This is a genomic window from Bacillus sp. PPSBB_2 (assembly GCF_045291115.1).
In the GTDB taxonomy this organism is placed as follows: domain Bacteria; phylum Bacillota; class Bacilli; order Bacillales; family Bacillaceae_G; genus Bacillus_A; species Bacillus_A cereus.
In genome coordinates this window covers 5566005-5589687 of sequence record NZ_CP147983.1, presented here as the reverse complement: position 1 = coordinate 5589687, position 23683 = coordinate 5566005, and the positions used below count along the sequence as shown (strand labels likewise).

The window sequence follows — 23683 nt, the reverse complement described above, 5'->3', positions numbered from 1 at the left end:
GCGGCTAGCTCTTCGCATGAAGCAAAAAGCGCTTCAAGGTCGAGAGCTTGAAGTGCCCTGCGATTCTGAGCGAGCCGCTTCCGCTTTTAGATATATCTAGCTCCAGCGGCTAGAATGGTCGGTGGCTTCGCGTCTTCCTGCGAGGCAAAAAGCGCCTCTACGTCAGAAGCTCCATCCCCCTCCCATTCTGAGCGAGCCGCTTCCGCTTTTAGATATTATCCAGTTCCAGTGGCCAGCTCTTCGCATCTAAGAACCTCCCGCACGAAAGGTAAAAAGCACCTTTTGTGCGAGAGAACCTTAGCTGGTCAGAGCTAAACGGGCCACTTCCACTTTTAGATATTATCCAGCTTCAGCGGCTAGAATCTCCGGTCATTTCGCTCTCTCGCATGAAGCAAAAAGCGCTTCATGCGAGAGCTCCAATGCCCTGCGATTCTGAGCGAGCCACTTCCACTTTTAAACTGGCCTAACCAATTCAAATTGTTCTCCTAATTTTGCATAGTTATGTCCTGCTAGGCGGCTTATTGGTTTGAGTCCTTCGGCGTGAATGCGCCCTTTTTCATATAGATGTTCGGCAACGTGGAAACGAACGACGCGTCCAATTAGTAGATCACAAGCTGGTGAGTCTTCTGTTCCACCAAGTGGAATTGCACGTTCTAATACGCATTCCATTCGAATATTTGCTTCTTTTACACCTGGAACGGAGATGACTTCACTTTCAATTGGTGTTAGTTTTGCTAGTTCAATTTCACTTTCATTTGGCGGGAGATTAGCTGCTGTTTCATTAATTGCTGCTACATATGATTCGTCAGAAATATGTACGACAAATTCACCTTTTTCAATTGCGTTTCGGGAAGTGTCCTTTCTTTCTCCGGCTTTTCGTTGTACAGATACTGAGATAAGTGGTGGATTAGCAGCGACAATATTAAAATAACTATATGGTGCGCCGTTTAATACACCGTCTTTTGTTACAGAAGTAACGAATGCGACAGGGCGAGGGATGATACTTCCAGTAAGTAATTTGTAATTATCTTTTTCAGTTTGTTCATTTGGATTAATGGATAACATGCTTGTAATCCCCTTTCTAAATATGAATACTTATTGTTTGTTTACAAGATAACGATGAGAAAATCCTGCTGGAAATAATATTTTGTTTCATAAAAAGAACTTACTTCAATTGTAATGAAGTAAGTTCTTTTTCAAGAATCTCAAATTTGAGATAAAAATTAAAGTAAAACGTATGCGCCAGGTCCGATTAAAGCTACACCAACAGCAACAGCGATTAACATTAAGTTATATTCATATCCATTTTGTGTTACCCAGTAACCATTTTTTCCGTGAACAGTGAAGATAGCCATTAACATTGTTCCAACGATAAATAATGAACCAACTACAATGAAAATACCTGATGCGAATAAGAAACCACCTAGTAATTCAGTTGCGCCAGCCATAAATGCCATAAATACACCAGGACGTAAACCGATTGACTCCATCCAGCCACCTGTTCCTTTTAAACCGTAACCGCCAAACCAACCAAATAATTTTTGAGCGCCATGACCCATGAATGTAATTCCTATAATAAGACGAATAATAAGTAGACCGAAATCCATCATTTTTAAAAACCTCCTAAAAGTTATTAACTTACCTTACGTAAGTAATAATAAAATAGTTGCTTACTATAGTCAAGTGGATTTTGAAAAAAGTTTGAATTAAATTTTACAAATTAACAACAAAAAATAAAATGTAGTAAAGACCTCTAGACAAGTTGGAAAAAAAAAGAGAAAATATAAATAGAAGTTAACTTCTAATTGTTATTCAGACAATCAGAATTGACTGGAATTTTGTGAAGCGCTACAATAAGAGTCTATTAGTAATGACATAATTTATTTCGAAAGCGTTTTTACAGTATAATATTCGAAGTATGAAGTCTTACATGTATCCCGAGTTTTACTAGGGATTGCCCTATAAACTTTTAGGTAAATTATAAGGAGGACTATCCTATGTTTAAAAAATTATTCGGTCTTGGTTCAAAAACAAATGAAGAAACAATCGTAGCTCCATTAACTGGAGCAGTGAAAAATATTGAAGAAGTACCAGATCCAGTATTTGCTGGTCGTATGATGGGTGACGGTGTTGCAATTGATCCTACTGAAGGTGTAGTTGTATCTCCAGTTGATGGTGAAATCGTACAATTATTCCACACAAAACATGCTATCGGAATTAAAGCGAAAAACGGTACAGAAATTTTAATCCACGTTGGATTAGAAACTGTAAAAATGGAAGGTGAAGGTTTCGAAGCTCACGTTTCTGAAGGCCAAGCTGTAAAAGCTGGAGATAAATTAATCTCATTCGACTTAGAATTAATCCGTGAAAAAGCGAAAAGCACAATTACTCCAATTGTTATTACAAACACAGATGCAGCTGAGTCTATTAAGACAACTGTAGGCGTAGCAGCTACAAAAGGTTCAACAGAAGTAATGAAAGTTACAATGAAATAATTGCAATATAAGAGGAATCCGTTTCGTATGAAATGGATTCCTTATTTTTGTTGCGTGTTCAGTATGTATGTTAAAATACTCTAGGCACTTGGAAATAGGGTTTCACATATATGTGGATAAGGCGCATTTTTCTTAGAAAAAATATAAGAGAAATGCGCCTTTTGTATATTCACATTTCTTTTGTTCTATTCTAATGTAAGTTATGATGAATGATAAGAAATCGAATATAGGGGTGGGTTTGAATGAAACGAGTGTTATTTGTTTGTACTGGCAATACATGTCGTAGTCCAATGGCTGAGGCGTTGCTTCGTCATCACGGAGGAGATAAGTTTGAAGTGCAATCTGCTGGTGTTTTCGCCTATCCTGGGAGCGATGCATCGGTACATGCGAAGGAAGCTTTAGCTGAAAAAGGAATTTCAATTGATCATGCGGCGCAGCAAGTAAATGAAACTTTGCTTGATTGGGCTGATATTGTCGTAACGATGACAGAAAACCATAAGCAAATTGTACTTGGGCATTATCCGAGCGTTGAAAAGAAATTAAATACGTTATATGGATTAACTGAAGGTATAGGCAAGGACATTTCAGATCCATTTGGAGGCTCGCTTTCTATTTATAAAGAAACGTTAGATGAGATGGAAAAACTTGTACAAACTTTACTGAAAAAACATTCAGTAGGTTGATGTTTCGTGTATAATACGATATTGGAGATCACTTCTTCCTATATGAGGTAGCGAGTGTGAAATGAAGATAATTGATTGAAACTTTGGAGGGGTAAAAATGAAAGTAGTAATAGCATCTGATCACGGCGGTATGAATATCCGCAAAGAACTTGTAAGTTTATTAGAAGAGTTAAATATTGAATATATTGATTTAGGTTGTGAATGTGAAGCTGGTTCTGTTGATTACCCTGACTTTGCGTTTCCAGCAGCTGAAATGGTAGCGAATGGTGAAGTAGATCGTGGTATTTTAGTTTGTGGGACAGGCATTGGTATGTCAATCGCAGCAAACAAAGTAAATGGTATCCGTTGTGCGTTAGTTCATGATACTTTCAGCGCGAAAGCGACGAGAGAGCATAATGACACTAACATGCTAGCAATGGGAGAGCGTGTAATTGGTGCTGGTCTAGCGCGTGATATCGCGAAAATCTGGTTAACAACTGATTATGAAGGTGGTCGTCACGAAAACCGCGTAGGAAAAATTAAAACATACGAAACAAAGTAATAGATTCTAACTATCAGTAGTGTGAAATATAATTTGGTGAACCAACCTGTGAAAGGAAGAGGCGTAATGACAGAAATCGTAAAGGTAAGAGAACAGCTACAAATGTCGCTTTCTGATTTCCAAGAACAAGCTTCATTACAAAGCGGTCAAGTTTTTGTAGTGGGTTGTAGCACGAGCGAAGTGCTAGGCGAAAGAATTGGAACATCAGGAACGATGGAAGTAGCAGAGGCGATTTTCTCTGAGTTAAAACAATTTCAAGAGCAAACAGGTATTGAATTAGCGTTTCAATGTTGTGAGCATTTAAACCGTGCTTTAGTAGTTGAGAGAGAAGTAGCGATAAAATATCAATTTGAAATTGTAACAGTTACGCCTGTTAGATCAGCAGGTGGTGCATTGGGGACATACGCGTATCACAATTTGAAAGATCCGGTAGTAGTTGAGTTTATTAAAGCTGATGCAGGAATGGATATTGGTGATACATTTATCGGTATGCATTTAAAGCATGTAGCTGTTCCGGTTCGTACAAGTGTGAAGGAAATTGGAAGTGCGCATGTAACGATGGCCAAAACACGTGGAAAACTAATTGGTGGAGCACGTGCTGTCTATGCGGCAGTGGAAGAGACTACCACTTGCCGTTAAATATGAGAAATTAGGAAGTCATATAGTACCTGTTTATCATAAGGTAAAAGGTATGTTGTCTGACTTTATAATAGAAGAAAGAAAAGACCGATTTTCGGTCTTTTTTTTCTTTTATGATATAGAAAGTCATGTTAGAATGTAGTTGAAAACATGAAGGTTCGAAAGAATTACAACCTGAATTTTCGTTTTTTCTGAATAAATAAGAAAAAACTGTTGGGAATCGATGTAATTCGTTCAGAAAAGGGGGATTTTGGTGGATCATTTAAAACGTCAAGATGAAAAGGTATTTGCTGCAATTGAGGCAGAACTAGGAAGACAGCGTTCAAAGATTGAGTTAATTGCTTCGGAAAACTTCGTAAGTGAAGCAGTAATGGAGGCACAAGGTTCTGTTTTAACGAATAAGTATGCTGAAGGATATCCTGGAAAACGTTACTATGGTGGCTGTGAACACGTAGACGTAGTAGAAGATATCGCACGTGATCGCGTGAAAGAAATTTTCGGCGCAGAGCACGTAAATGTTCAACCACACTCTGGTGCACAAGCGAACATGGCAGTATACTTCACGATTTTAGAGCAAGGCGATACAGTACTTGGTATGAACTTATCTCATGGTGGTCACTTAACACACGGAAGCCCTGTTAACTTCAGTGGAGTACAATATAATTTCGTAGAATATGGCGTGGATGCTGACTCTCACCGTATTAATTACGATGATGTATTAGCAAAAGCGAAAGAACATAAACCAAAATTAATCGTTGCAGGTGCAAGTGCATACCCTCGTGTTATCGATTTCAAGCGATTCCGTGAGATTGCAGATGAAGTGGGCGCTTATTTAATGGTTGATATGGCACATATCGCAGGTTTAGTAGCTGCTGGTTTACATCCAAATCCAGTACCACATGCACATTTCGTTACAACGACAACACATAAAACGTTACGTGGTCCACGTGGTGGTATGATTTTATGTGAAGAGCAATTTGCAAAACAAATTGATAAATCAATCTTCCCTGGTATTCAAGGTGGTCCACTTATGCACGTAATCGCTGCAAAAGCTGTTGCATTTGGTGAAGCACTTCAAGATGATTTCAAAACATATGCACAAAATATCATTAACAATGCGAACCGCTTAGCTGAAGGTCTTCAAAAAGAAGGACTTACACTTGTTTCTGGCGGAACAGACAATCACTTAATCTTGATTGATGTTCGTAACTTAGAAATCACAGGTAAAGTAGCAGAGCACGTATTAGATGAAGTTGGTATTACAGTGAACAAAAATACAATTCCATTTGAAACAGCAAGCCCATTTGTAACAAGTGGTGTACGTATCGGTACAGCAGCTGTAACATCTCGTGGTTTCGGTTTAGAAGAAATGGATGAAATTGCGTCACTTATTGCTTATACATTAAAAAATCATGAAAATGAAGCTGCGTTAGAAGAAGTACGTAAGCGTGTAGAAGCGTTAACTAGCAAATTCCCAATGTATCCAAATCTATAATAGATTGAAGAAGACTGCCGAGACTTAATTGTTTTGGCGGTCTTTTTTTTGGACATATATTATTTTTAAAGTATGTATACAAATGATGAATAAATTTTGGCGATATAATGAAGGATACAGCTCCCATAATTGGTAAAGATACTAGATAGATTCATTGTAAAATCATGATTTTGCCAAATTTGCCCTTGAATATTAGTAGCGTTTTCTTTACAATCGTAAATAGTGTAAAAAAGCGTGCAAACGCATGAATATCATCTAAAGGAGAGATTCACATGGGAAAACTGTATGTATTTGATCACCCGTTAATTCAACATAAGATTACATATATTCGCGATAAGAATACAGGTACGAAAGATTTTCGTGAATTAGTGGACGAAGTAGCAAGCTTAATGGCTTTCGAAATTACTCGCGACCTTCCACTTAAGGACATTGAAATTGAAACACCTGTAAGCAAAGCGACAACAAAAGTGATCGCTGGTAAAAAACTTGGTTTAATTCCGATTTTACGTGCAGGTTTAGGAATGGTTGATGGAATTCTGAAATTAATTCCAGCAGCAAAAGTAGGACACGTTGGTTTATACCGTGACCCTAAAACATTGCAACCGGTAGAATACTATGTGAAACTTCCAACGGATGTAGAAGAGCGTGACTTTATCGTACTAGATCCGATGCTAGCAACAGGTGGTTCTGCGGCTGAAGCAATTAACTCTCTGAAAAAGCGCGGTGCGAAACAAATTAAATTAATGTGTATCGTTGCAGCTCCAGAAGGGGTAAAAGTAATACAAGAAGAACATCCTGATGTTGATATTTATGTAGCAGCATTAGATGAGAAATTAAATGACCACGGATATGTAGTACCAGGTCTTGGTGATGCTGGTGACCGTTTATTCGGAACGAAGTAAGACAACTGACGAGCAGGGGAGATTCCCCAGCTCGTCTTTTTTGCTGTAAGCAAGTAGGGGAGGGGGAGAGGATAAATATACATCGTATATACAACATAAGTTGCATACACCTCACATATAATATAGAAGTCTTACGTCTGAGGAACACTGTATTATGGAAGAAAAGCGTTATATCTCGAAAATATAATAGTGACAAACTTGTGAACATTTCCTTCTATTATAAAGAGAAAACTGTTAGAAATTGCATATATGTAACCAGTATTTAGAAGGGGAACGTTTTCATTTTTGGGAGGAAATGCCTAATACTCAAATTTTTAGATTTTTTACGATTTCTCGTTGACACTGTTAATACCCTATTGTATGCTAACAACGGGGATAGATGGTAGGGCTTTCAGTGACAAAATTACATCTATTCCGTGACGAAAATGTAAACTTTTTGTTTTGTATAGGATTTATGCAAAAAAATGAGTTATTATTAACACATCGTGAATGAGGGTTACATATTGGAGGGATGAATCCTTGCAAAAAAACGATCGCAGCCATATAAAAGCTTATGCTTTAATGTCAGGTATTCTTGCTCAATTAGTCGGTTCTATTCTTGTTGGAATCTTTGGTGGGCAGTGGATTGATAATAAGGTTGGAACGTTTCCGTTGTTTCTTATTATAGGGTTATTACTCGGACTAGGAACAGGGGTATACGCAATGATTCGACTCATTCGACATTACTATTCGGGAGAGCAATGATGATAGACGTACATGGACTTGTCCAAAGACAAAAGAAATATATGTACTACTTGCTTGCGCTTCTAGTGCTAGGATGGGGATTTACCTCTTACAAGGATGTATTTCTTGGACTGATTATCGGGACGATTTTCAGTTTTCTTAGTTTGCGCATCATTGCACGTAGAACAGACAAGCTGCTAGATCGCGTAACAAATGGAGAAAACGTGAAGTTCAAGGCAACAGCGGTAAGTACATATTCAAGATTCGCCACGATTGGGTTATTAATTTTATTTGCAGCCAAATATCAAGAGTTAATCGCGATGTGGGGCCTAGGTGTAGGATTGCTGACAGGATACCTTGTCATGATCATAGATTTTCTTTATTTAGAGTATAAGAGCAGGGAAGAGAGGTGAATTACTAGTGGAACACGGTAAATTAGTTGAATTTCTAGGTTTAACGTTCGATTTGTCATCAGTTATGATGGTTACTGTAGCAGCAGTTATTGTTTTCTTAATCGCTGTTATCGGAACTCGCAGCTTAGCTCTTCGCCCAACCGGGATGCAAAACTTCATGGAATGGGTGTTTGACTTCGTGAAAGGGATTATCAATAGTACGATGGACTGGAAAACAGGTGGACGTTTCTTAACGCTTGGCGTTACGCTTATCATGTTTATCATCGTATCGAACTTCCTTGGTTTACCATTCATGTATTCAGCAACTGAAGCTGGCGAACATATTGCATGGTGGAGATCACCAACGTCTGATCCAGCAGTTACATTAACATTAGCCGTGATGGTAGTTACCCTCACCCATTATTATGGAATTAAGATGAAGGGTACGAAAGAGTACGTAAAAGGTTATTTCCAACCTATGAAATTCTTATTCCCATTAAAGGTTATTGAGGAGTTTGCTAACACATTAACGTTAGGTCTTCGTTTATTTGGTAACATTTATGCAGGTGAGATCTTATTAGGATTACTTGCTAAGTTGGGCGGAGCATCAGTCCTTGGGGCATTAGGTGCGCTTGTACCAATGTTAGCATGGATGGGATTCAGTGTATTCGTTGGATCAATCCAAGCATTTATTTTCGTTATGTTAACGATGGTTTATATGGCTCATAAAGTAAGCCATGACCATTAATATAATTTAAGTAAGAAAAAAATTATTTTTTTATAATACAAAGGAGGACAAATTAAATGAGTTTAGGTGTAATCGCAGCTGCAATTGCAATTGGTTTATCAGCATTAGGTGCAGGTATTGGTAACGGTCTTATCGTATCACGTACAATCGAAGGTGTTGCTCGTCAACCAGAATTAAAAGGCGCACTTCAAACAATTATGTTCATCGGGGTTGCTTTAGTTGAGGCACTTCCAATCATCGGTGTAGTTATTGCATTCATCGTAATGAACAAATAAGGGAGACTCCCCTTACATAGATGGCGAAGAGTGTTTTTCCGAACTTTCTTCGCCATTGCTTTATGAATGAAACGTATGTCTTTTTTTTTCATATGATCAATTTAGATATTTTGAAGGGAGTGAATCCTTGTGCCAACTTTATTATTAGGTGCTGCCATTCCATTTGGAACGATTGCTTATACATTGTTCATTTTCTTACTTCTATTAGTAATGCTACGCAAATTTGCGTGGGGTCCTTTAATGGGAATTATGAAAGAACGTGAAGAGCATGTTACTAATGAAATCGACGCTGCAGAAAGAAGTAATGCTGAGGCGAAGAAATTAGTAGAAGAACAACGTGAAATGTTAAAACAATCACGTGTTGAAGCACAAGAGTTAATCGAAAGAGCGAAAAAGCAAGCTGTAGATCAAAAAGATGTTATTGTTGCTGCTGCGAAAGAAGAAGCAGAATCAATTAAAGCATCTGCTGTACAAGAAATTCAACGCGAAAAAGAGCAAGCAATTGCTGCTTTACAAGAACAAGTTGCTTCTTTATCTGTTCAAATTGCTTCTAAAGTAATTGAAAAAGAGTTAAAAGAAGAAGATCAAGTGAAGTTAATTCGCGATTATATTAAAGAAGTAGGAGAAGCGCGATGAGCAATGGGATTGTAGCAAAACGTTATGCTGTCGCTCTTTTTAAAATTGCTAAAGAAAAACACGTATTAGAAATGTTTGAAGAGGAATTACGCCTTGTACAAAACGTTTATGTAAAGAACGGAGAACTACATAGCTTTTTAACGCAACCGAACATTTCAAAGGAACAAAAGAAAACGTTTCTTGCAAACGTATTCGGATCTGTTTCTGAATCCATTTTAAATACGTTATATATTTTAATTGATAACAAACGCATTGATATCTTACCTGAAATTGCAGATGAATATGTTGTTCTTGCTAATGAAGAACGTAACGTAGCGGATGCAACTGTATATTCTACTCGTCTTCTATCAGAAGAAGAGAAGCTTAACATTGCTGAAGCATTTGCAAAGAGAACGGGAAAAGATGCAATTCGCGTGAAAAATGTTGTAGATGAAGATTTACTAGGCGGAATTAAAGTACGTATTGGAAATCGCATTTATGACGGAAGTTTACAAGGAAAATTAGCACGTATTCAGCGTGAATTAATGAAGAATAGATAGGGGTGAAGCACATGAGCATCAGAGCTGAAGAAATTAGCGCACTGATAAAGCAACAAATCGAGAACTATCAGTCTGAAATCGAAGTTAGTGATGTTGGTACAGTTATCCAAGTTGGTGACGGTATCGCGCGTGCTCATGGTCTTGATAACGTTATGGCTGGTGAACTTGTAGAGTTCTCTAACGGCGTTATGGGACTAGCACAAAACTTAGAGGAAAACAACGTAGGTATTATCATTTTAGGACCTTACACAGAAATTCGTGAAGGTGACGAAGTTCGTCGTACTGGTCGCATCATGCAAGTACCGGTAGGAAAAGAACTAATTGGTCGTGTTGTAAACCCATTAGGTCAACCAGTTGATGGTTTAGGCCCAATCAATACAACAAACACTCGTCCAATCGAAAGTCCAGCACCAGGTGTAATGGATCGTAAATCTGTTCATGAGCCACTTCAAACAGGTATTAAAGCGATCGATGCTCTTGTACCAATTGGCCGTGGTCAACGTGAGTTAATCATTGGTGACCGTCAAACTGGTAAAACAGCAGTTGCACTTGATACAATCATTAACCAAAAAGATGAAGACATGATTTGTATCTACGTAGCAATTGGACAAAAAGAATCAACTGTACGTAACGTAGTAGAAACACTACGTAAGCACGGTGCATTAGAGTACACAATCGTTGTAACTGCATCTGCTTCTCAACCAGCTCCATTATTATACCTAGCTCCTTACGCTGGTGTAACAATGGGTGAAGAGTTCATGTACAATGGTAAACACGTATTAGTAGTATATGATGACTTATCAAAACAAGCAGCGGCTTACCGTGAGCTGTCATTACTATTACGTCGTCCTCCAGGTCGTGAAGCTTACCCAGGGGATGTATTCTACTTACATTCTCGCTTATTAGAGCGTGCAGCAAAATTAAGTGATGCAAAAGGCGGCGGTTCTTTAACTGCACTACCTTTCATCGAAACACAAGCAGGGGACGTATCAGCATACATCCCAACAAACGTAATTTCTATTACGGATGGACAAATCTTCTTACAATCTGACCTATTCTTCTCTGGCGTACGTCCAGCGATCGATGCGGGTACTTCTGTATCTCGTGTAGGTGGATCTGCTCAGATTAAAGCAATGAGTAAAGTATCAGGTACACTTCGTCTTGACCTTGCATCTTACCGTGAGTTAGAAGCGTTCGCTCAGTTCGGTTCTGACCTTGATAAAGCAACTCAAGCGAAATTAAACCGTGGTGCTCGTACTGTTGAGGTATTAAAACAAGGATTACACAAACCATTACGTGTAGAGAAACAAGTTATCATTCTTTACGCTTTAACACGTGGATTCCTAGATGATATCCCAGTAGTAGATATCACTCGTTTTGAAGAAGAATTCCATGCTTGGTTAGATTCTAATGCGACTGACTTATTAGAAGAAATCCGCACAACTAAGAAACTTGCGGATGACGACAAATTTGCAGCAGCAATCAATGGATTTAAAAAAGTATTCGTAGCTTCTGAATAATAATAAAAAGTGAAGCCGACTGTTCAGCCCCATCGGCTAAGGTTCTTTCTCACAGAAGGTGCTTTTTACCTTCTTGTGGGGAAGGTTCTTAGACGAAAGGGGCTAGGAGGCGGAACTAGATTAATAAAAGCGGAAGCGGCTCGTTCTGAATGTGAGGGGGATGGAGCTTCTGACGAAGAGGCGGTGTTTGCCTCGTAGGAAGAAGTGAAGCCACCGAGCATTCAAGCCGCTGGAGCTAGATAGTATATATAAAAGGCATCTCGGGCTCTGAGATTGCTAAAGGTCATGTAAAGGAAAAGAGTAGGTGCACCTATTCTTTTCCTTCAATCATGAGCAAGAATATCTTGCAACGTAGATTAGGAAGAGGATTCTTACTAATCGTGCCAACTTCCGGAAAAAAGGTGGTGAAAACCTGTGGCATCTTTACGCGATATAAAAGCGAAGATTAACTCGACAAAGAAAACGAGTCAAATTACGAAAGCGATGGAGATGGTATCTGCATCTAAGTTAAACCGTGCAGAGCAAAATGCTAAATCTTTCGTTCCGTATATGGAAAAGATTCAAGAAGTAGTAGCGAGCATTGCGCAAGGAAGCAAAGGGATTAATCATCCAATGCTAAATGCGCGTCCTGTAAAGCGTACAGGATACATCGTTATTACGTCTGATCGCGGACTAGCAGGTGGTTATAACAGTAACGTATTACGTACAGTAAGTAACGTAATTCGTGAACGTCATAATATGGATTCAAACCAATATTCTATTATTGTGCTTGGACGACTAGGACGTGATTATTTAAAACGTCGCGGCTTTAACATTATTGATGAAGTAGTTGGATTATCTGACCACCCATCATTTACTGATATTAAAGACCTTGCTTCTCGAGCAATTGCGATGTTTGCAGATGGTGCTTATGATGAGCTGTACATTTACTACAACCATTACGTAAGTAAAATTTCACAAGAGGTAACGGAAAATAAAATTTTGCCGCTTACTGATGTGGCGTCTGACAAACCGACGACAGCTTATGAATTCGAACCTTCTGAAGAAGAAATTTTAAAAGTACTATTGCCACAATACGCAGAAAGCTTAGTGTACGGTGCATTACTAGACGGTAAAGCAAGTGAACACGCAGCGCGTATGACAGCAATGAAGAGTGCTACAGACAACGCAATGGAAGTTATCGATTCACTTACACTTTCATTCAACCGTGCGCGTCAGGCAGCGATTACGCAAGAAATTACGGAAATCGTTGGTGGAGCAGCAGCGTTAGAATAGTATTAAAAAGCGGAAGCGGCTCTGTCAAAAGAGTCGCGTAAGCTATAAACCAATAAAAAATTAAAAGCTAGCTGCTCGTAGAAAGTTGGCTAATTAAAAGAAAGCTAGGAGGGAACCCGATGAATAAAGGGCGCGTTACGCAAATCATGGGTCCGGTTGTAGACGTTAAGTTTGATGGCGGAAAGCTACCAGAAATCTACAACGCCCTTACGGTAAAACAAAGCAACGAAAACGGAAGTATTAACTTAACATTTGAAGTTGCACTTCATTTAGGTGATGATACAGTTCGTACAGTTGCAATGTCTTCCACAGATGGACTTGTTCGTGGCACAGAAGTAGAAGATACTGGTAAACCAATCTCTGTACCAGTTGGTGATGTAACACTTGGTCGCGTATTTAACGTATTAGGTGATGCAATTGACTTAGATGGTGAGGTTCCTGCAGATGTACATCGTGATCCAATTCACCGTCAAGCACCTGCATTCGAAGAATTATCTACTAAAGTAGAAATTCTTGAAACTGGTATTAAAGTAGTAGACTTACTTGCTCCTTACATTAAGGGTGGTAAGATCGGCCTATTCGGTGGTGCCGGCGTAGGTAAAACAGTATTAATTCAGGAATTAATTAACAACATCGCACAAGAGCACGGTGGTATCTCTGTATTCGCTGGTGTAGGTGAGCGTACTCGTGAGGGTAATGACTTATACCACGAAATGAGCGATTCTGGCGTAATCAAGAAAACTGCGATGGTATTCGGACAAATGAACGAGCCACCTGGAGCACGTCAACGTGTTGCATTAACAGGCTTAACAATGGCTGAGCATTTCCGTGATGAGCAAGGACAAGACGTACTTCTGTTCATCGATAACATCTTCCGTTTCACGCAAGCGGGTTCTGAAGTATCTGCCCTTCTTGGTCGTATGCCATCTGCGGTAGGTTACCAACCAACACTTGCAACAGAAATGGGTCAATTACAAGAGCGTATTACATCTACAAATAAAGGGTCTATCACGTCTATCCAAGCGGTATATGTACCAGCCGATGACTATACTGACCCAGCACCAGCTACAACGTTCGCTCACTTAGATGCAACAACAAACTTAGAGCGTCGTTTAACGCAAATGGGTATTTACCCAGCCGTAGATCCATTAGCATCTACATCTCGTGCACTTTCTCCAGAAATCGTAGGAGAAGAACATTATGAAGTAGCTCGTCAAGTACAGCAAACTTTACAACGTTATAAAGAGCTTCAAGATATCATCGCTATCTTAGGTATGGATGAGTTATCTGAAGAAGATAAGTTAGTTGTACATCGTGCTCGTCGTATTCAATTCTTCTTATCTCAAAACTTCCACGTAGCTGAGCAGTTTACAGGTCAAAAAGGTTCTTACGTACCTGTAAAGAATACAGTTAGTGGTTTCAAAGAAATTCTAGAAGGAAAATATGATGACCTTCCAGAAGATGCATTCCGCTTAGTAGGTGGCATTGAAGAAGTTATTGAAAACGCGAAGAAAATGATGGCGTAAGGCCTTAGGAGGGACGAAGTATGAAGACATTTCCAGTCAGTATTGTAACTCCTGATGGACCGGTTTACGAAAAAGAAGTAGAAATGGTAAGTGTAAAAGCAGAGAGTGGGGAAATGGGGATCTTACCAGGTCACATTCCAACTGTTGCACCATTAAAAATTAGTGCAGTTCGTCTGAAAAATGGTGGACACACTGATTATGTAGCAGTAAGCGGTGGCTTTATCGAAGTTCGTCCAGATAAAGTGACTGTATTATCATCATCTGCTGAAGAAGCAAACCATATCGATATCCATCGCGCAAATGAAGCGAAGCGTCGCGCTGAGCAACGTCTGCAAGATAAACAAGCACATGTTGACTTTAAACGTGCAGAAATGGCATTACAACGTGCTGTGAACCGTTTGAACGTTTCCGATATGAAGTGAAAAAATCCGTAAGGGCTTTGCCTTTACGGATTTTTTTTTGTGTATTTTATGGATAATTTTACAAAACTGGTATAATTATATTGATGCTTGTATAAGTAGAAGTGTACAACAATTTATATTTCATAAAGGGGATGGATCAATGATTGGTGAAATGAAGCGAGAAGCATTGTACTCTTTAAAGGGAAAATGGGGACTAGGTGTTGGATCAACAATTTTATATTTTATTTTAAGTTATGTTGTTTCGCTGGCTGCAATGCTTATACTATTAATTCCAGGAATTATTATATTTCTCTCAGTTGTAAGCTTAACTGGATCATTTGAAGAGGAAACGATGTCAATTGGAGCAGGTATTACCTTTGGAATTTTTTATTGCATTATGATAATTTTGAGTAACGCATCGTATGGGATTACGTCATATGGTTATACAAATGTATTTTTACAGATTAGTAAACGAGAAGATGCTAAAGTAGATTACTTATTCGAAGGATTTCGTGGCTTTAAAAGAATGATGAAAACAATGTGGGCAATGCTTGCGATTTTGTTATATACAGGTACATGGATTCCGATGCTGTTAATAGGCTTATTTGCATTGTTAGGTGAAGAAGGGAATACGTCATTTGCAATAGCTTTCTTCGTACTATTAGCAATTTCAATTGTTGGTATGATTGTGATGTATTTTTCTTATGCACTGACGTACTATGTGATGATTGAAAATCCAGAATATAGTGTTTCGCAGGCGATGAAGGAAAGTAAGAATCTTATGAAGGGTCATAAGTTAGATTTGTTTCTTTTATGGCTGAGCTTCATAGGATGGGCTATTTTAGCGCTGCTTACTTTTGGAATAGGATTTCTTTGGCTTAGTCCGTATATGAGTACGACGACAGCACACTTTTATCGCTACATTTCAAAAGGTGAATTTCAATAGGAACATGCTATACTAATAGAATTATTGTGTATAGGAGGCGAGGCTACGCATGATTAGTGATTTAAAAGGAGAAGCACTAGATTCATTAGAAGGGAAATGGGGATTAGCTGTTGGAGCTACACTACTCATTTCAATTCTTATCACGGCTTTTAGTTTTAGTGTTGATTGGGGATTTTCTTTAATTTTCGGTTGGCAAAAAACAAATGGTTCACTTTCAACGAATATTCTTTCATTTTTTGTTACTGGACCGTTAACTTTAGGTGGATATTACCTTGGTTTAAATATCCTTCGTGAAAAGCAAGCTAGTATTGGTAATGTATTCATTTGGTTTTCAGAGGGAAAGAGATTTCTAAAATCATTTTTATTATATTTATTAGTAAATCTTTATCTTTTCTTATGGACGTTATTGTTCATTATTCCAGGTATTATTAAATCATTTTCTTATGCGATGACATACTTTATTATAAACGATCATCCTGAGTATTCACTGAACCAAGCTATTACAGAAAGTCGTCGTATGATGGATGGACATAAGATGGAGTATTTCATTTTATGTTTAAGTTTTATTGGCTGGTTTATATTAAGTTGTATTACGTTAGGGATTGGATTCTTATGGTTAATTCCATATTTCTATACGACATCTGCAGCTTTTTACGAAGAGATTGCAGAAGAATATTATGAGAAAAAAATTTAGCACTATAAAACCCCCAGTATGAATTATTTGTTCATACTGGGGGTTTTTTGTAGAAATTTTATAAATTGATTACTAGTAAGTGGTTTACTGAAATAGTAACCTTGCATATATTTACAGTTATGTTTTTGCAGAAACTTAAGCTGTTTTTCAGTTTCAATTCCTTCGGCAACGACTGAAAGATTTAAAGTATTTGCGAGGGAAAGTATTGTAGAAACGATGGCTCGTTCTTCAGGACGATGATCAGCTAATTGTGTAAATTCTCTCGGTACTTTTAATGTGTCGATTGGAAAAATTGATAAATAAGCAAGAGAAGAATACCCAGTACCGAAGTCATCAATGGAAGTTTGGATACCGTACTCTTTTAATTGCTTCAGTCTCAATAACGTTTCTTTCTCGTCAATCATTGCAATTCTTTCTGTTAACTCAAGTGTTACATATTTTGGGTTGACTTGCACGTCGTTTAATATTTGTGAAATGTTTTCGATTAATTGATCTTGCCGGAATTCTTTTGCGGATAAATTAACACTTATTTTTAAATTTTGGTAGCCAAAGGTATGCCATATTTTTAATTGGAGACAAGCTTCTTGTAATACCCAATGTCCAAGTGGGACTACTTGTGGCGTCTCTTCTACAATTGGAATAAACTCACATGGTGAAATGTCACCTAATAGCGGGTGTTTCCATCGTATTAAAGCTTCAGCACCGATAATTTTATTTGTTGTCGTATCAATTTGTGGTTGATAAACGAGATAAAATTCTTTGTTTACTAAAGCGATTGGCAAATCTTTTTCAATTCGAGCTTTTCGTTCCATTTTTTTATATAGTTCTTTCGTGTAAAGAGAGCTACCGTTTTTTCCTTTATTCTTTGCCTCGTACATGGCCATATCAGCATGCTGCAAAATGGATAGCGCATCTTCACCTGCTTCAGGATATATTGCAATTCCGATGCTCGGTGAGATTTGTAAATGTTGATTTTCGATTTTAAATGGCTCATTCATGGCCGCTACAATCCTATCAGCTATTTTTTGGACATCTGGCTTTTTTTTGTAATTCTCGATAAGGATTGTGAACTCATCCCCAGCTAGCCGCGCGAGTTTCATATTTGATGTTGCTATTCTTTCGAGCCTTTTTGCTACTGCGATGAGCAATAGGTCTCCTACTCGATGACCGAGGGTATCATTAATAACTTTAAAACGGTCTAGGTCGAGAAACATAACAGCAAAAGGCTTTTTCGATATTTTTGCTCGCGCAATTGCCTGTTCTAAATGTTGATGAAATGCACGTCGATTTGCAAGCTCTGTTAAAGTATCATGGTATGCTAGGAAGTTGATTTGTTCTTGTTGTTGTTTGCTTTCCGTAATATCTTTAATCATTAAATAAACCCCAGAAATTTTCTCCTTTAAAAAGATCGGTACGGCGGTAACGTGCAAGTAGTAAATATCTCTGTTTTTATGGTAAGCCCGTATTTCTAAAGAAATAGAATACCCCTTTTTCACGCGATGAAAGGCGTTAATCATTTCTTCTAAATCTTCTTCGTATATGAGTGAATAGTAAGGCTGGTTTAATAATTCATTCGTTTGATAACCGAGTAAAGTAGTACCAGCGTTATTTACTTTGAGAAAATTACCGTACAAATCTAATGTGAAAATTGGATCTGGATGATGCTCGTATAAAGATTTAAACATTTGTTGATTATGATAGAGTTCATTTTTCTGTTCTACTAAATCTTCTGTACGTAGTTTAATTTGTTTCTCGAGTTCTGAGTTGAATTGCATTTGAGCGATCAATAATATTTTATTTTGTTTTCGAACTAAACTATGACGTATGAGAACGAAAGAAAAAGTTATTATAAGTCCGATTACTATAATAGGCGCAAAAACGTATTCAACTAATATAAAAACAATAAGCATTACTACCGAAATATACGGTAATGATAATCGGATTGATTCGCCAATTTTAGGTGTTAGTAGTACTTGTTCTTGTTTTTCAGGCTTTTTTGTATGGAGAATACAGGCGATTGCTACTAGTACTAAGGTTACTTGATAGAAAGGAGTAACTGTAAACATAGAATACTCTGGTATGAAGTATTTTATATAAGCATAAATCGCATCTGTAGTAGCATATAAAATTAAAGCACTGCCAAGAAGTGCACCGACCTTTTTAGGTAATAAGGATAGTGGTTTGAATAAAAGGTTGATTCCTATTAAGAGAAAGAGTAAATCAGCCATTGGATAGGTAAGTTGAACAAATATGTCGATATAGGATGTTGTAAAGATATGAATAGTTCGTTCAATAAGTAAGTAGTAACTTAAAGTAAATTGGGCTGTAACGATAATACAAATATCACATAGCATAAAAAGTTTTTCTAATAAATCTCGGTTATAAATGATTTCGTATAGAAAGGCAAACGTAAAGCTAACTAAAAAAAGTAAGTAAAAAAAGTCAGATGGATCAACGAACGTATAGAAGTCCTTTACAATTAAACGCTGATAGGCAACGACTATATCACCGATAAAATAAGAGAGAGCTCCAACAGATAATATGATCCAAAATAAACGAGATAGCCCTTCTTTCATGTTTGAAAAATAAAGTATATAACTACAAGCGATAATATCAATTAATAGGGTGCTCGTTCCAATTAATAGCTGAAAAGGAAATGAGTATTCATATACAAAAGGCATTGCTACATAGTGAAGCGTTATAGACAGCAATACAATGCTTATAAGAATACTTACATGTGTTTGTTTTTTCATTTATATCACCTACGGTTTCTTGAAAAGCATATATAAGTTTTATATTTATTTTGCACAATTATAGCAAGTTGTAAAGATAGATTTTAATAATTCTTGTTTCTGTCTCTCAACATATCGACATAGGAATTTGAAGTTTGCTATAATGATTAGAATAGTTGCATTATTTAGAAAAATTTAAAAATAATAATTACTGTAACTAGGACATATTGTTTACTATGTGAACTTGTTCTTAATTTAGGGGGGAGGGTTTCACAATGGCAAGTGTATATGAAAATAGTTATATGATCGTTTTGATTTTCTTGCTATTAGGTATATTGCTGCCGGTAGTGGCTCTTACATTAGGAAGGATGCTGCGCCCAAATAAACCAAGTGCAGCAAAGGCGACGACGTATGAGAGTGGAATTGAGCCTTTTCATGATGCAAATATTCGGTTTCATGCTCGTTATTATATTTTCGCTTTATTGTTTGTGATCTTTGATGTAGAAACTTTATTTTTATATCCTTGGGCTGTTGCGTATGACAAGCTAGGTTTATTTGCATTAATTGAAATGCTCATCTTTGTTGTAATGTTGCTAGTTGGATTAGCGTATGCTTGGAAAAAGAAGGTGTTACAATGGTTATAAATTTTGAGGAATTACATCCAAATGAGCGAGCAGAATTAGAACGAAATATCTTTTTTTCTACATTGGAACAGTTGAAAGGGTGGGCGAGGAGCAATTCTTTATGGCCGATGACATTCGGACTGGCATGCTGTGCAATTGAAATGATGGGGGTAGGCTCATCACATTACGATTTAGATCGATTTGGGTCATTTTTTCGAACTTCACCAAGGCAATCGGACGTCATGATTGTATCGGGAACAGTAACGAAGAAGATGGCTCCTATTGTTCGGCGTTTATATGATCAAATGCCCGAACCGAAATGGGTTATTGCGATGGGATCTTGTGCGACAGCAGGTGGTCCGTATGTAAATTCATATGCTGTTGTGAAAGGTGTAGACCAAATCGTACCAGTTGATGTGTATATTCCTGGTTGTCCCCCAAATCCAGCTGCTTTAATCTATGGAATTAATAAATTAAAAGAGAAAATTCGTTACGAGGCAAAGACCGGAAAGCAGGTGACGAATAAATGAGTAATCCAAATAAAGATTTAGAGGATCTGAAAAAAGAAGCAGCTAGGCGTGCGAAAGAAGAAGCGAGAAAACGCCTTGTAGCGAAACACGAGGCGGAAATAAGTGAACTTGAGGAGGAAGATCGAGAAAAAGAGAAAGCGCTACCAAAAAATGATGATATTACTATAGAAGAAGCAAAGCGACGTGCAGCAGCAGCTGCAAAGGCAAAAGCGGCGGCGTTAGCGAAGCAGAAAAGAGAAGGAACCGAAGAAGTAACGGAAGAAGAAAAAGCGAAGGCGAAGGCAGCAGCAGCTGCAAAGGCAAAAGCGGCAGCATTAGCGAAGCAGAAAAGAGAAGGAACCGAAGAAATAACGGAAGAAGAAAAAGCGAAGGCGAAGGCAGCAGCAGCCGCAAAAGCGGCAGCATTGGCGAAGCAGAAAAGAGAAGGGACAGAAGAAGTAACGGAAGAAGAAAAAGCGAAAGCGAAGGCGAAGGCAGCAGCAGCCGCAAAAGCAAAAGCGGCGGCGTTAGCGAAACAGAAAAGAGAAGGAACCGAAGAAGTAACGGAAGAAGAAAAAGCGAAAGCAAAGGCAAAAGCGGTGGCGGCGGCAAAGGCAAAAGCGGCAGCATTGGCGAAGCAGAAAGCCTCGCAAGGTGATGGGGATTCGGGAGATGAAAAGGCAAAGGCAATTGCAGCGGCAAAAGCGAAAGCAGCAGCGGCTGCAAGAGCGAAGACAAAGGGAGCTGAAGGTAAGAAAGAGGATGAGCCGAAGCAGGAAGAACCGTCCGTAAATCAGCCGTATTTAAATCAGTATGTTGAGGCTATTAGGGAGAAGTTAGGAGAGGGTGCATTAGTAGATTCCTACATTAATAAACTGTCAAAGGATGTGCCAACTCTTGTGGTGGATCCCGAAAAGTATTATGAAGTGATGGAGTCACTGCGATTCCATGAGGGACTTGCTTTTGATTATATGTCAGAGCTACATGCGACGGATTTTGTGACACATATGGAAGTGTATGTTCATTTGTTTTCATATGGCAAGAAACAATCGGTAGCGGTGAAGGTAAAGCTAGACCGGGAAGCGCCGCAAGTCGAATCTGTGACAGCGCTTTGGAAAGGAGCTGATTGGCCGGAGCGAGAAGCATACGATTTGCTCGGCATTGTATTTAAAGGGCATCCGAATTTAACGCGTATTTTAATGCCAGATGATTGGGTAGGATATCCGCTTAGAAAAGACTATGAACCGTATGATGTGGAGGTGTAGCTATGATCCGCACGGAAGAGATGCTTTTGAATGTAGGACCTCAGCATCCGAGTACACATGGTGTGTTCAGGCTCGTAATTAAGATTGACGGGGAAATTATTAAAGAAGCTACACCTGTTATTGGATATTTGCATCGCGGGACGGAAAAGATCGCTGAGAGCTTACAGTATACGCAAATTATCCCTTATACAGATCGAATGGACTATTTATCAGCCATGACGAATAATTACGTCATTTGCCATGCTGTAGAGACGATGATGGGGCTTGAAATTCCAGAGCGTGCCGAATACTTGCGAGTACTTGCGATGGAGCTAGGAAGAATTGCGAGCCATCTCGTTTGGTGGGGGACGAATCTTCTTGATATAGGAGCGGTCAGCCCGTTTTTGTACGCGTTTCGTGAACGAGAGATGATTATAAATTTATTAAATGAATTATGCGGGGCACGGCTTACTTTTAACTATATGAGAGTTGGCGGTGTGAAGTGGGATGCGCCAGATGGTTGGATTGAAAAGGTGGAAGAGTTTGTTCCGTATATGAGGGAGCAATTAGCAGGTTATCATGATCTTGTTAGCGGTAATGAGATTTTCTTAAATCGTGTGAAAGGCGTTGGTATATATAGCGCGGAAGAAGCGATCTCGTATTCTTTAAGCGGAGCAAATCTGCGGTGCACTGGAGTAAACTGGGATCTTCGCAAAGATGAGCCGTATTCGATTTATGATCGTTTTGATTTTGATATTCCTGTTGGAAGCGTGGGAGATGCTTGGGATCGCTACGTTTGCCGAATGCAAGAAATCGAGGAGTCTTTAAAGATTGTTGAGCAAGCGGTTCAGCAGTTCCCGAAAGATGGAGCTGTGCTGGCAAAAGTACCGAAAATTATTAAGGCACCTAAGGGAGAAGCATTTGTACGTATCGAATCGCCGCGCGGAGAGATTGGTTGTTATATCGCAAGTGACGGAAAGAAAGAGCCGTACCGTTTGAAGTTTCGTAGGCCATCTTTTTATAACTTGCAAATTTTACCGAAGTTATTGAAAGGTGAAAACATCGCTAATTTAATTACGATTTTAGGTGGAGTTGATATTGTACTTGGGGAGGTTGATGGCTAATGATTGAGACGCTCTTACAATCACCTTCAAGCTGGACGAATTTCTTCATTTTTTTCGGATTAGCGGTACTTCTACTATTTGCAGTCCTTGGCTTCGTTACATATGGAATCTTGGCAGAACGGAAAGTGATGGGATTTATGCAAGGGCGGATTGGACCAAACCAGGTTGGAGGCCGATTCGGTTTACTGCAAACGGTAGCTGATGTTTTAAAACTATTATTGAAAGAAGATAGTATTCCGAAAGCAGCAGATAAACCGTTGTTTATATTAGCGCCTGTCATTGCATTTGCACCAGCATTTATGGTGCTTGCGGTTATCCCGTTCACTGATAAATTTCAATTTGCAGATATTGGAGTCGGGCTACTTTATTATATTGCTGTTTCCGGTATTACGACGATAGGTGTTGTAACTGGGGGATGGGCATCGAATAATAAATATTCCCTTTTAGGAGGGATGCGTGCGGCGGCGCAAATGATTTCTTATGAGATTCCGCTCGTAATGAGTGTAATTGGTATCGTTTTGCTAGCTGGTAGTCTGAATTTAAATGAGATTGTAGCGGCGCAGGAGAAGGTCTGGTACATTTTCGTACAGCCAATTGGCTTCGTCGTTTTCTTAATCGCAGCAGTTGCAGAGTTAAATAGGACGCCATTCGATTTGCCGGAAGCGGAGTCAGAACTTGTTTCTGGATATCATACGGAATACTCAGGTTTTCGCTGGGCGTTTTTCATGCTTTCAGAGTACGTATATTTCTTCGGGATGGCATCGTTAATTACAGTGCTCTTTTTAGGCGGATGGAATCCAGTCATGTTTCTTGGATTTATCCCAGGTGCCGTATGGTTTGCTTTGAAATTTAGCAGTGTAGTCTTTCTATTAATTTGGTTCCGCGTTACGTTCCCGCGTATAAGAGGTGACCAGTTAATGGAGTTTGGATGGAAAGTATTATTGCCGATTGCACTTGCAAATATTTTCTTAACGGCATTGATTAAGGAGTTATTCTTCTAATCTATGAGGGGGGTGCCAGT

Annotated in this window: 27 protein-coding genes; 24 read left to right on the top strand and 3 right to left on the bottom strand. The window is 38.7% G+C overall.

Going from position 1 to position 23683, the window contains the following annotated elements; all coding sequences use genetic code 11:
* Positions 1-453 precede the first annotated feature (453 nt).
* Positions 454-1065 carry a flavin reductase family protein gene (locus V6946_RS28485; protein WP_006925768.1) on the bottom strand — a complete coding sequence of 204 codons (612 nt, stop codon included), beginning with the start codon at positions 1063-1065 and terminating at the stop codon, positions 454-456.
* Between the two features lie 158 nt (positions 1066-1223).
* Entirely contained in the window at positions 1224-1610 is a 387-nt protein-coding gene (locus tag V6946_RS28480; protein ID WP_000968616.1) for a DoxX family protein, read from the bottom strand.
* Between the two features lie 387 nt (positions 1611-1997).
* Here V6946_RS28480 and V6946_RS28475 point away from each other — a divergent pair, with 387 nt between their 5' ends.
* The 19 genes from V6946_RS28475 (at position 1998) to V6946_RS28385 (ending at position 16430) form a co-directional block, all read left to right on the top strand.
* On the top strand, positions 1998-2495 hold the full coding sequence (locus V6946_RS28475; protein ID WP_000473665.1) for a PTS glucose transporter subunit IIA: 498 nt from the start codon (positions 1998-2000) through the stop codon (positions 2493-2495).
* Between the two features lie 242 nt (positions 2496-2737).
* Entirely contained in the window at positions 2738-3178 is a 441-nt protein-coding gene (locus V6946_RS28470) for a low molecular weight protein arginine phosphatase (protein WP_000832373.1), read from the top strand.
* Between the two features lie 97 nt (positions 3179-3275).
* The gene (gene rpiB / locus V6946_RS28465) at positions 3276-3719 is read left to right on the top strand and encodes a ribose 5-phosphate isomerase B (protein ID WP_000869542.1); all 444 of its coding nucleotides are present in this window, start codon (positions 3276-3278) and stop codon (positions 3717-3719) included.
* A gap of 66 nt (positions 3720-3785) precedes the next feature.
* On the top strand, positions 3786-4358 hold the full coding sequence (locus V6946_RS28460) for a TIGR01440 family protein (RefSeq protein ID WP_000136386.1): 573 nt from the start codon (positions 3786-3788) through the stop codon (positions 4356-4358).
* A 253-nt stretch (positions 4359-4611) separates the two neighbouring features.
* Positions 4612-5853 carry a serine hydroxymethyltransferase gene (gene glyA / locus V6946_RS28455; RefSeq protein WP_000349806.1) on the top strand — a complete coding sequence of 414 codons (1242 nt, stop codon included), beginning with the start codon at positions 4612-4614 and terminating at the stop codon, positions 5851-5853.
* A gap of 272 nt (positions 5854-6125) precedes the next feature.
* Positions 6126-6755, top strand: coding sequence for a uracil phosphoribosyltransferase (gene upp / locus V6946_RS28450; RefSeq protein WP_366981603.1), 630 nt, complete (start codon positions 6126-6128; stop codon positions 6753-6755).
* Positions 6756-7134: 379 nt separating this feature from the next.
* A complete protein-coding gene (locus V6946_RS28445; RefSeq protein ID WP_000232962.1) occupies positions 7135-7248 on the top strand; it encodes a DUF4024 domain-containing protein in 114 nt (37 codons plus the stop codon).
* A 26-nt stretch (positions 7249-7274) separates the two neighbouring features.
* Positions 7275-7499 carry an AtpZ/AtpI family protein gene (locus V6946_RS28440; RefSeq protein WP_001171223.1) on the top strand — a complete coding sequence of 75 codons (225 nt, stop codon included), beginning with the start codon at positions 7275-7277 and terminating at the stop codon, positions 7497-7499.
* Complete coding sequence (locus V6946_RS28435) at positions 7499-7891, top strand: ATP synthase subunit I (protein WP_000567600.1); 393 nt, start codon at positions 7499-7501, stop codon at positions 7889-7891. Before V6946_RS28440 ends, V6946_RS28435 begins: the two co-directional genes overlap by 1 nt.
* A gap of 7 nt (positions 7892-7898) precedes the next feature.
* A complete protein-coding gene (gene atpB, locus V6946_RS28430) occupies positions 7899-8618 on the top strand; it encodes a F0F1 ATP synthase subunit A (RefSeq protein WP_000399871.1) in 720 nt (239 codons plus the stop codon).
* Positions 8619-8674: 56 nt separating this feature from the next.
* A complete protein-coding gene (gene atpE, locus V6946_RS28425; RefSeq protein ID WP_000052064.1) occupies positions 8675-8893 on the top strand; it encodes a F0F1 ATP synthase subunit C in 219 nt (72 codons plus the stop codon).
* Between the two features lie 129 nt (positions 8894-9022).
* Positions 9023-9529: a F0F1 ATP synthase subunit B gene (atpF, locus tag V6946_RS28420; RefSeq protein ID WP_001142618.1), complete on the top strand. Its 507-nt coding sequence runs from the start codon at positions 9023-9025 to the stop codon at positions 9527-9529.
* The gene (atpH, locus tag V6946_RS28415) at positions 9526-10068 is read left to right on the top strand and encodes a F0F1 ATP synthase subunit delta (protein ID WP_000064683.1); all 543 of its coding nucleotides are present in this window, start codon (positions 9526-9528) and stop codon (positions 10066-10068) included. The genes atpF and atpH overlap by 4 nt, the downstream gene beginning before the upstream one ends.
* An 11-nt stretch (positions 10069-10079) precedes the next feature.
* Complete coding sequence (atpA, locus tag V6946_RS28410; protein ID WP_000027518.1) at positions 10080-11588, top strand: F0F1 ATP synthase subunit alpha; 1509 nt, start codon at positions 10080-10082, stop codon at positions 11586-11588.
* Positions 11589-12002: 414 nt separating this feature from the next.
* On the top strand, positions 12003-12863 hold the full coding sequence (gene atpG, locus V6946_RS28405) for a F0F1 ATP synthase subunit gamma (RefSeq protein WP_000157696.1): 861 nt from the start codon (positions 12003-12005) through the stop codon (positions 12861-12863).
* Between the two features lie 119 nt (positions 12864-12982).
* Positions 12983-14389: a F0F1 ATP synthase subunit beta gene (atpD, locus tag V6946_RS28400; protein ID WP_001032593.1), complete on the top strand. Its 1407-nt coding sequence runs from the start codon at positions 12983-12985 to the stop codon at positions 14387-14389.
* Between the two features lie 20 nt (positions 14390-14409).
* A complete protein-coding gene (gene atpC / locus V6946_RS28395; RefSeq protein ID WP_000847211.1) occupies positions 14410-14811 on the top strand; it encodes a F0F1 ATP synthase subunit epsilon in 402 nt (133 codons plus the stop codon).
* A gap of 139 nt (positions 14812-14950) precedes the next feature.
* Positions 14951-15736, top strand: a complete 786-nt coding sequence (locus V6946_RS28390; RefSeq protein ID WP_000578820.1) for a DUF975 family protein — start codon at positions 14951-14953, stop codon at positions 15734-15736.
* Between the two features lie 49 nt (positions 15737-15785).
* A complete protein-coding gene (locus V6946_RS28385; RefSeq protein WP_000622462.1) occupies positions 15786-16430 on the top strand; it encodes a DUF975 family protein in 645 nt (214 codons plus the stop codon).
* A gap of 23 nt (positions 16431-16453) precedes the next feature.
* Here V6946_RS28385 and V6946_RS28380 read toward each other — a convergent pair whose 3' ends face one another.
* Positions 16454-19183, bottom strand: coding sequence for an EAL domain-containing protein (locus V6946_RS28380; protein ID WP_163092840.1), 2730 nt, complete (start codon positions 19181-19183; stop codon positions 16454-16456).
* Between the two features lie 254 nt (positions 19184-19437).
* On the opposite strand from V6946_RS28380, the gene nuoA reads away from it, so the two are divergent.
* From nuoA to nuoH, 5 genes are read left to right on the top strand one after another with little or no spacing between them, the layout of a single operon-like run.
* A complete protein-coding gene (nuoA, locus tag V6946_RS28375) occupies positions 19438-19806 on the top strand; it encodes an NADH-quinone oxidoreductase subunit NuoA (protein ID WP_000179273.1) in 369 nt (122 codons plus the stop codon).
* Positions 19797-20315 (top strand): NADH-quinone oxidoreductase subunit NuoB, encoded by a 519-nt coding sequence (nuoB, locus tag V6946_RS28370; protein WP_000236331.1) that lies wholly within the window; start codon positions 19797-19799, stop codon positions 20313-20315. Before nuoA ends, nuoB begins: the two co-directional genes overlap by 10 nt.
* Positions 20312-21559, top strand: coding sequence for an NADH-quinone oxidoreductase subunit C (locus tag V6946_RS28365; protein WP_366981602.1), 1248 nt, complete (start codon positions 20312-20314; stop codon positions 21557-21559). Before nuoB ends, V6946_RS28365 begins: the two co-directional genes overlap by 4 nt.
* A gap of 2 nt (positions 21560-21561) precedes the next feature.
* Positions 21562-22662 (top strand): NADH-quinone oxidoreductase subunit NuoD, encoded by a 1101-nt coding sequence (gene nuoD / locus V6946_RS28360; RefSeq protein WP_000621434.1) that lies wholly within the window; start codon positions 21562-21564, stop codon positions 22660-22662.
* Positions 22662-23663, top strand: a complete 1002-nt coding sequence (nuoH, locus tag V6946_RS28355) for an NADH-quinone oxidoreductase subunit NuoH (RefSeq protein ID WP_000573426.1) — start codon at positions 22662-22664, stop codon at positions 23661-23663. The genes nuoD and nuoH overlap by 1 nt, the downstream gene beginning before the upstream one ends.
* Positions 23664-23683: the final 20 nt, after the last annotated feature.

Coding starts and splice junctions, on each gene's coding strand:
- V6946_RS28485 (WP_006925768.1), bottom strand. CDS start 1,065: ATGTTATCCATTAATCCAAATGAACAAACTGAAAAAGATAATTACAAA.
- V6946_RS28480 (WP_000968616.1), bottom strand. CDS start 1,610: ATGATGGATTTCGGTCTACTTATTATTCGTCTTATTATAGGAATTACA.
- V6946_RS28475 (WP_000473665.1), top strand. CDS start 1,998: ATGTTTAAAAAATTATTCGGTCTTGGTTCAAAAACAAATGAAGAAACA.
- V6946_RS28470 (WP_000832373.1), top strand. CDS start 2,738: ATGAAACGAGTGTTATTTGTTTGTACTGGCAATACATGTCGTAGTCCA.
- rpiB (WP_000869542.1), top strand. CDS start 3,276: ATGAAAGTAGTAATAGCATCTGATCACGGCGGTATGAATATCCGCAAA.
- V6946_RS28460 (WP_000136386.1), top strand. CDS start 3,786: ATGACAGAAATCGTAAAGGTAAGAGAACAGCTACAAATGTCGCTTTCT.
- upp (WP_366981603.1), top strand. CDS start 6,126: ATGGGAAAACTGTATGTATTTGATCACCCGTTAATTCAACATAAGATT.
- V6946_RS28445 (WP_000232962.1), top strand. CDS start 7,135: ATGGTAGGGCTTTCAGTGACAAAATTACATCTATTCCGTGACGAAAAT.
- V6946_RS28435 (WP_000567600.1), top strand. CDS start 7,499: ATGATAGACGTACATGGACTTGTCCAAAGACAAAAGAAATATATGTAC.
- atpE (WP_000052064.1), top strand. CDS start 8,675: ATGAGTTTAGGTGTAATCGCAGCTGCAATTGCAATTGGTTTATCAGCA.
- atpH (WP_000064683.1), top strand. CDS start 9,526: ATGAGCAATGGGATTGTAGCAAAACGTTATGCTGTCGCTCTTTTTAAA.
- atpA (WP_000027518.1), top strand. CDS start 10,080: ATGAGCATCAGAGCTGAAGAAATTAGCGCACTGATAAAGCAACAAATC.
- atpD (WP_001032593.1), top strand. CDS start 12,983: ATGAATAAAGGGCGCGTTACGCAAATCATGGGTCCGGTTGTAGACGTT.
- atpC (WP_000847211.1), top strand. CDS start 14,410: ATGAAGACATTTCCAGTCAGTATTGTAACTCCTGATGGACCGGTTTAC.
- V6946_RS28390 (WP_000578820.1), top strand. CDS start 14,951: ATGATTGGTGAAATGAAGCGAGAAGCATTGTACTCTTTAAAGGGAAAA.
- V6946_RS28385 (WP_000622462.1), top strand. CDS start 15,786: ATGATTAGTGATTTAAAAGGAGAAGCACTAGATTCATTAGAAGGGAAA.
- V6946_RS28380 (WP_163092840.1), bottom strand. CDS start 19,183: ATGAAAAAACAAACACATGTAAGTATTCTTATAAGCATTGTATTGCTG.
- nuoA (WP_000179273.1), top strand. CDS start 19,438: ATGGCAAGTGTATATGAAAATAGTTATATGATCGTTTTGATTTTCTTG.
- nuoB (WP_000236331.1), top strand. CDS start 19,797: ATGGTTATAAATTTTGAGGAATTACATCCAAATGAGCGAGCAGAATTA.
- V6946_RS28365 (WP_366981602.1), top strand. CDS start 20,312: ATGAGTAATCCAAATAAAGATTTAGAGGATCTGAAAAAAGAAGCAGCT.
- nuoD (WP_000621434.1), top strand. CDS start 21,562: ATGATCCGCACGGAAGAGATGCTTTTGAATGTAGGACCTCAGCATCCG.
- nuoH (WP_000573426.1), top strand. CDS start 22,662: ATGATTGAGACGCTCTTACAATCACCTTCAAGCTGGACGAATTTCTTC.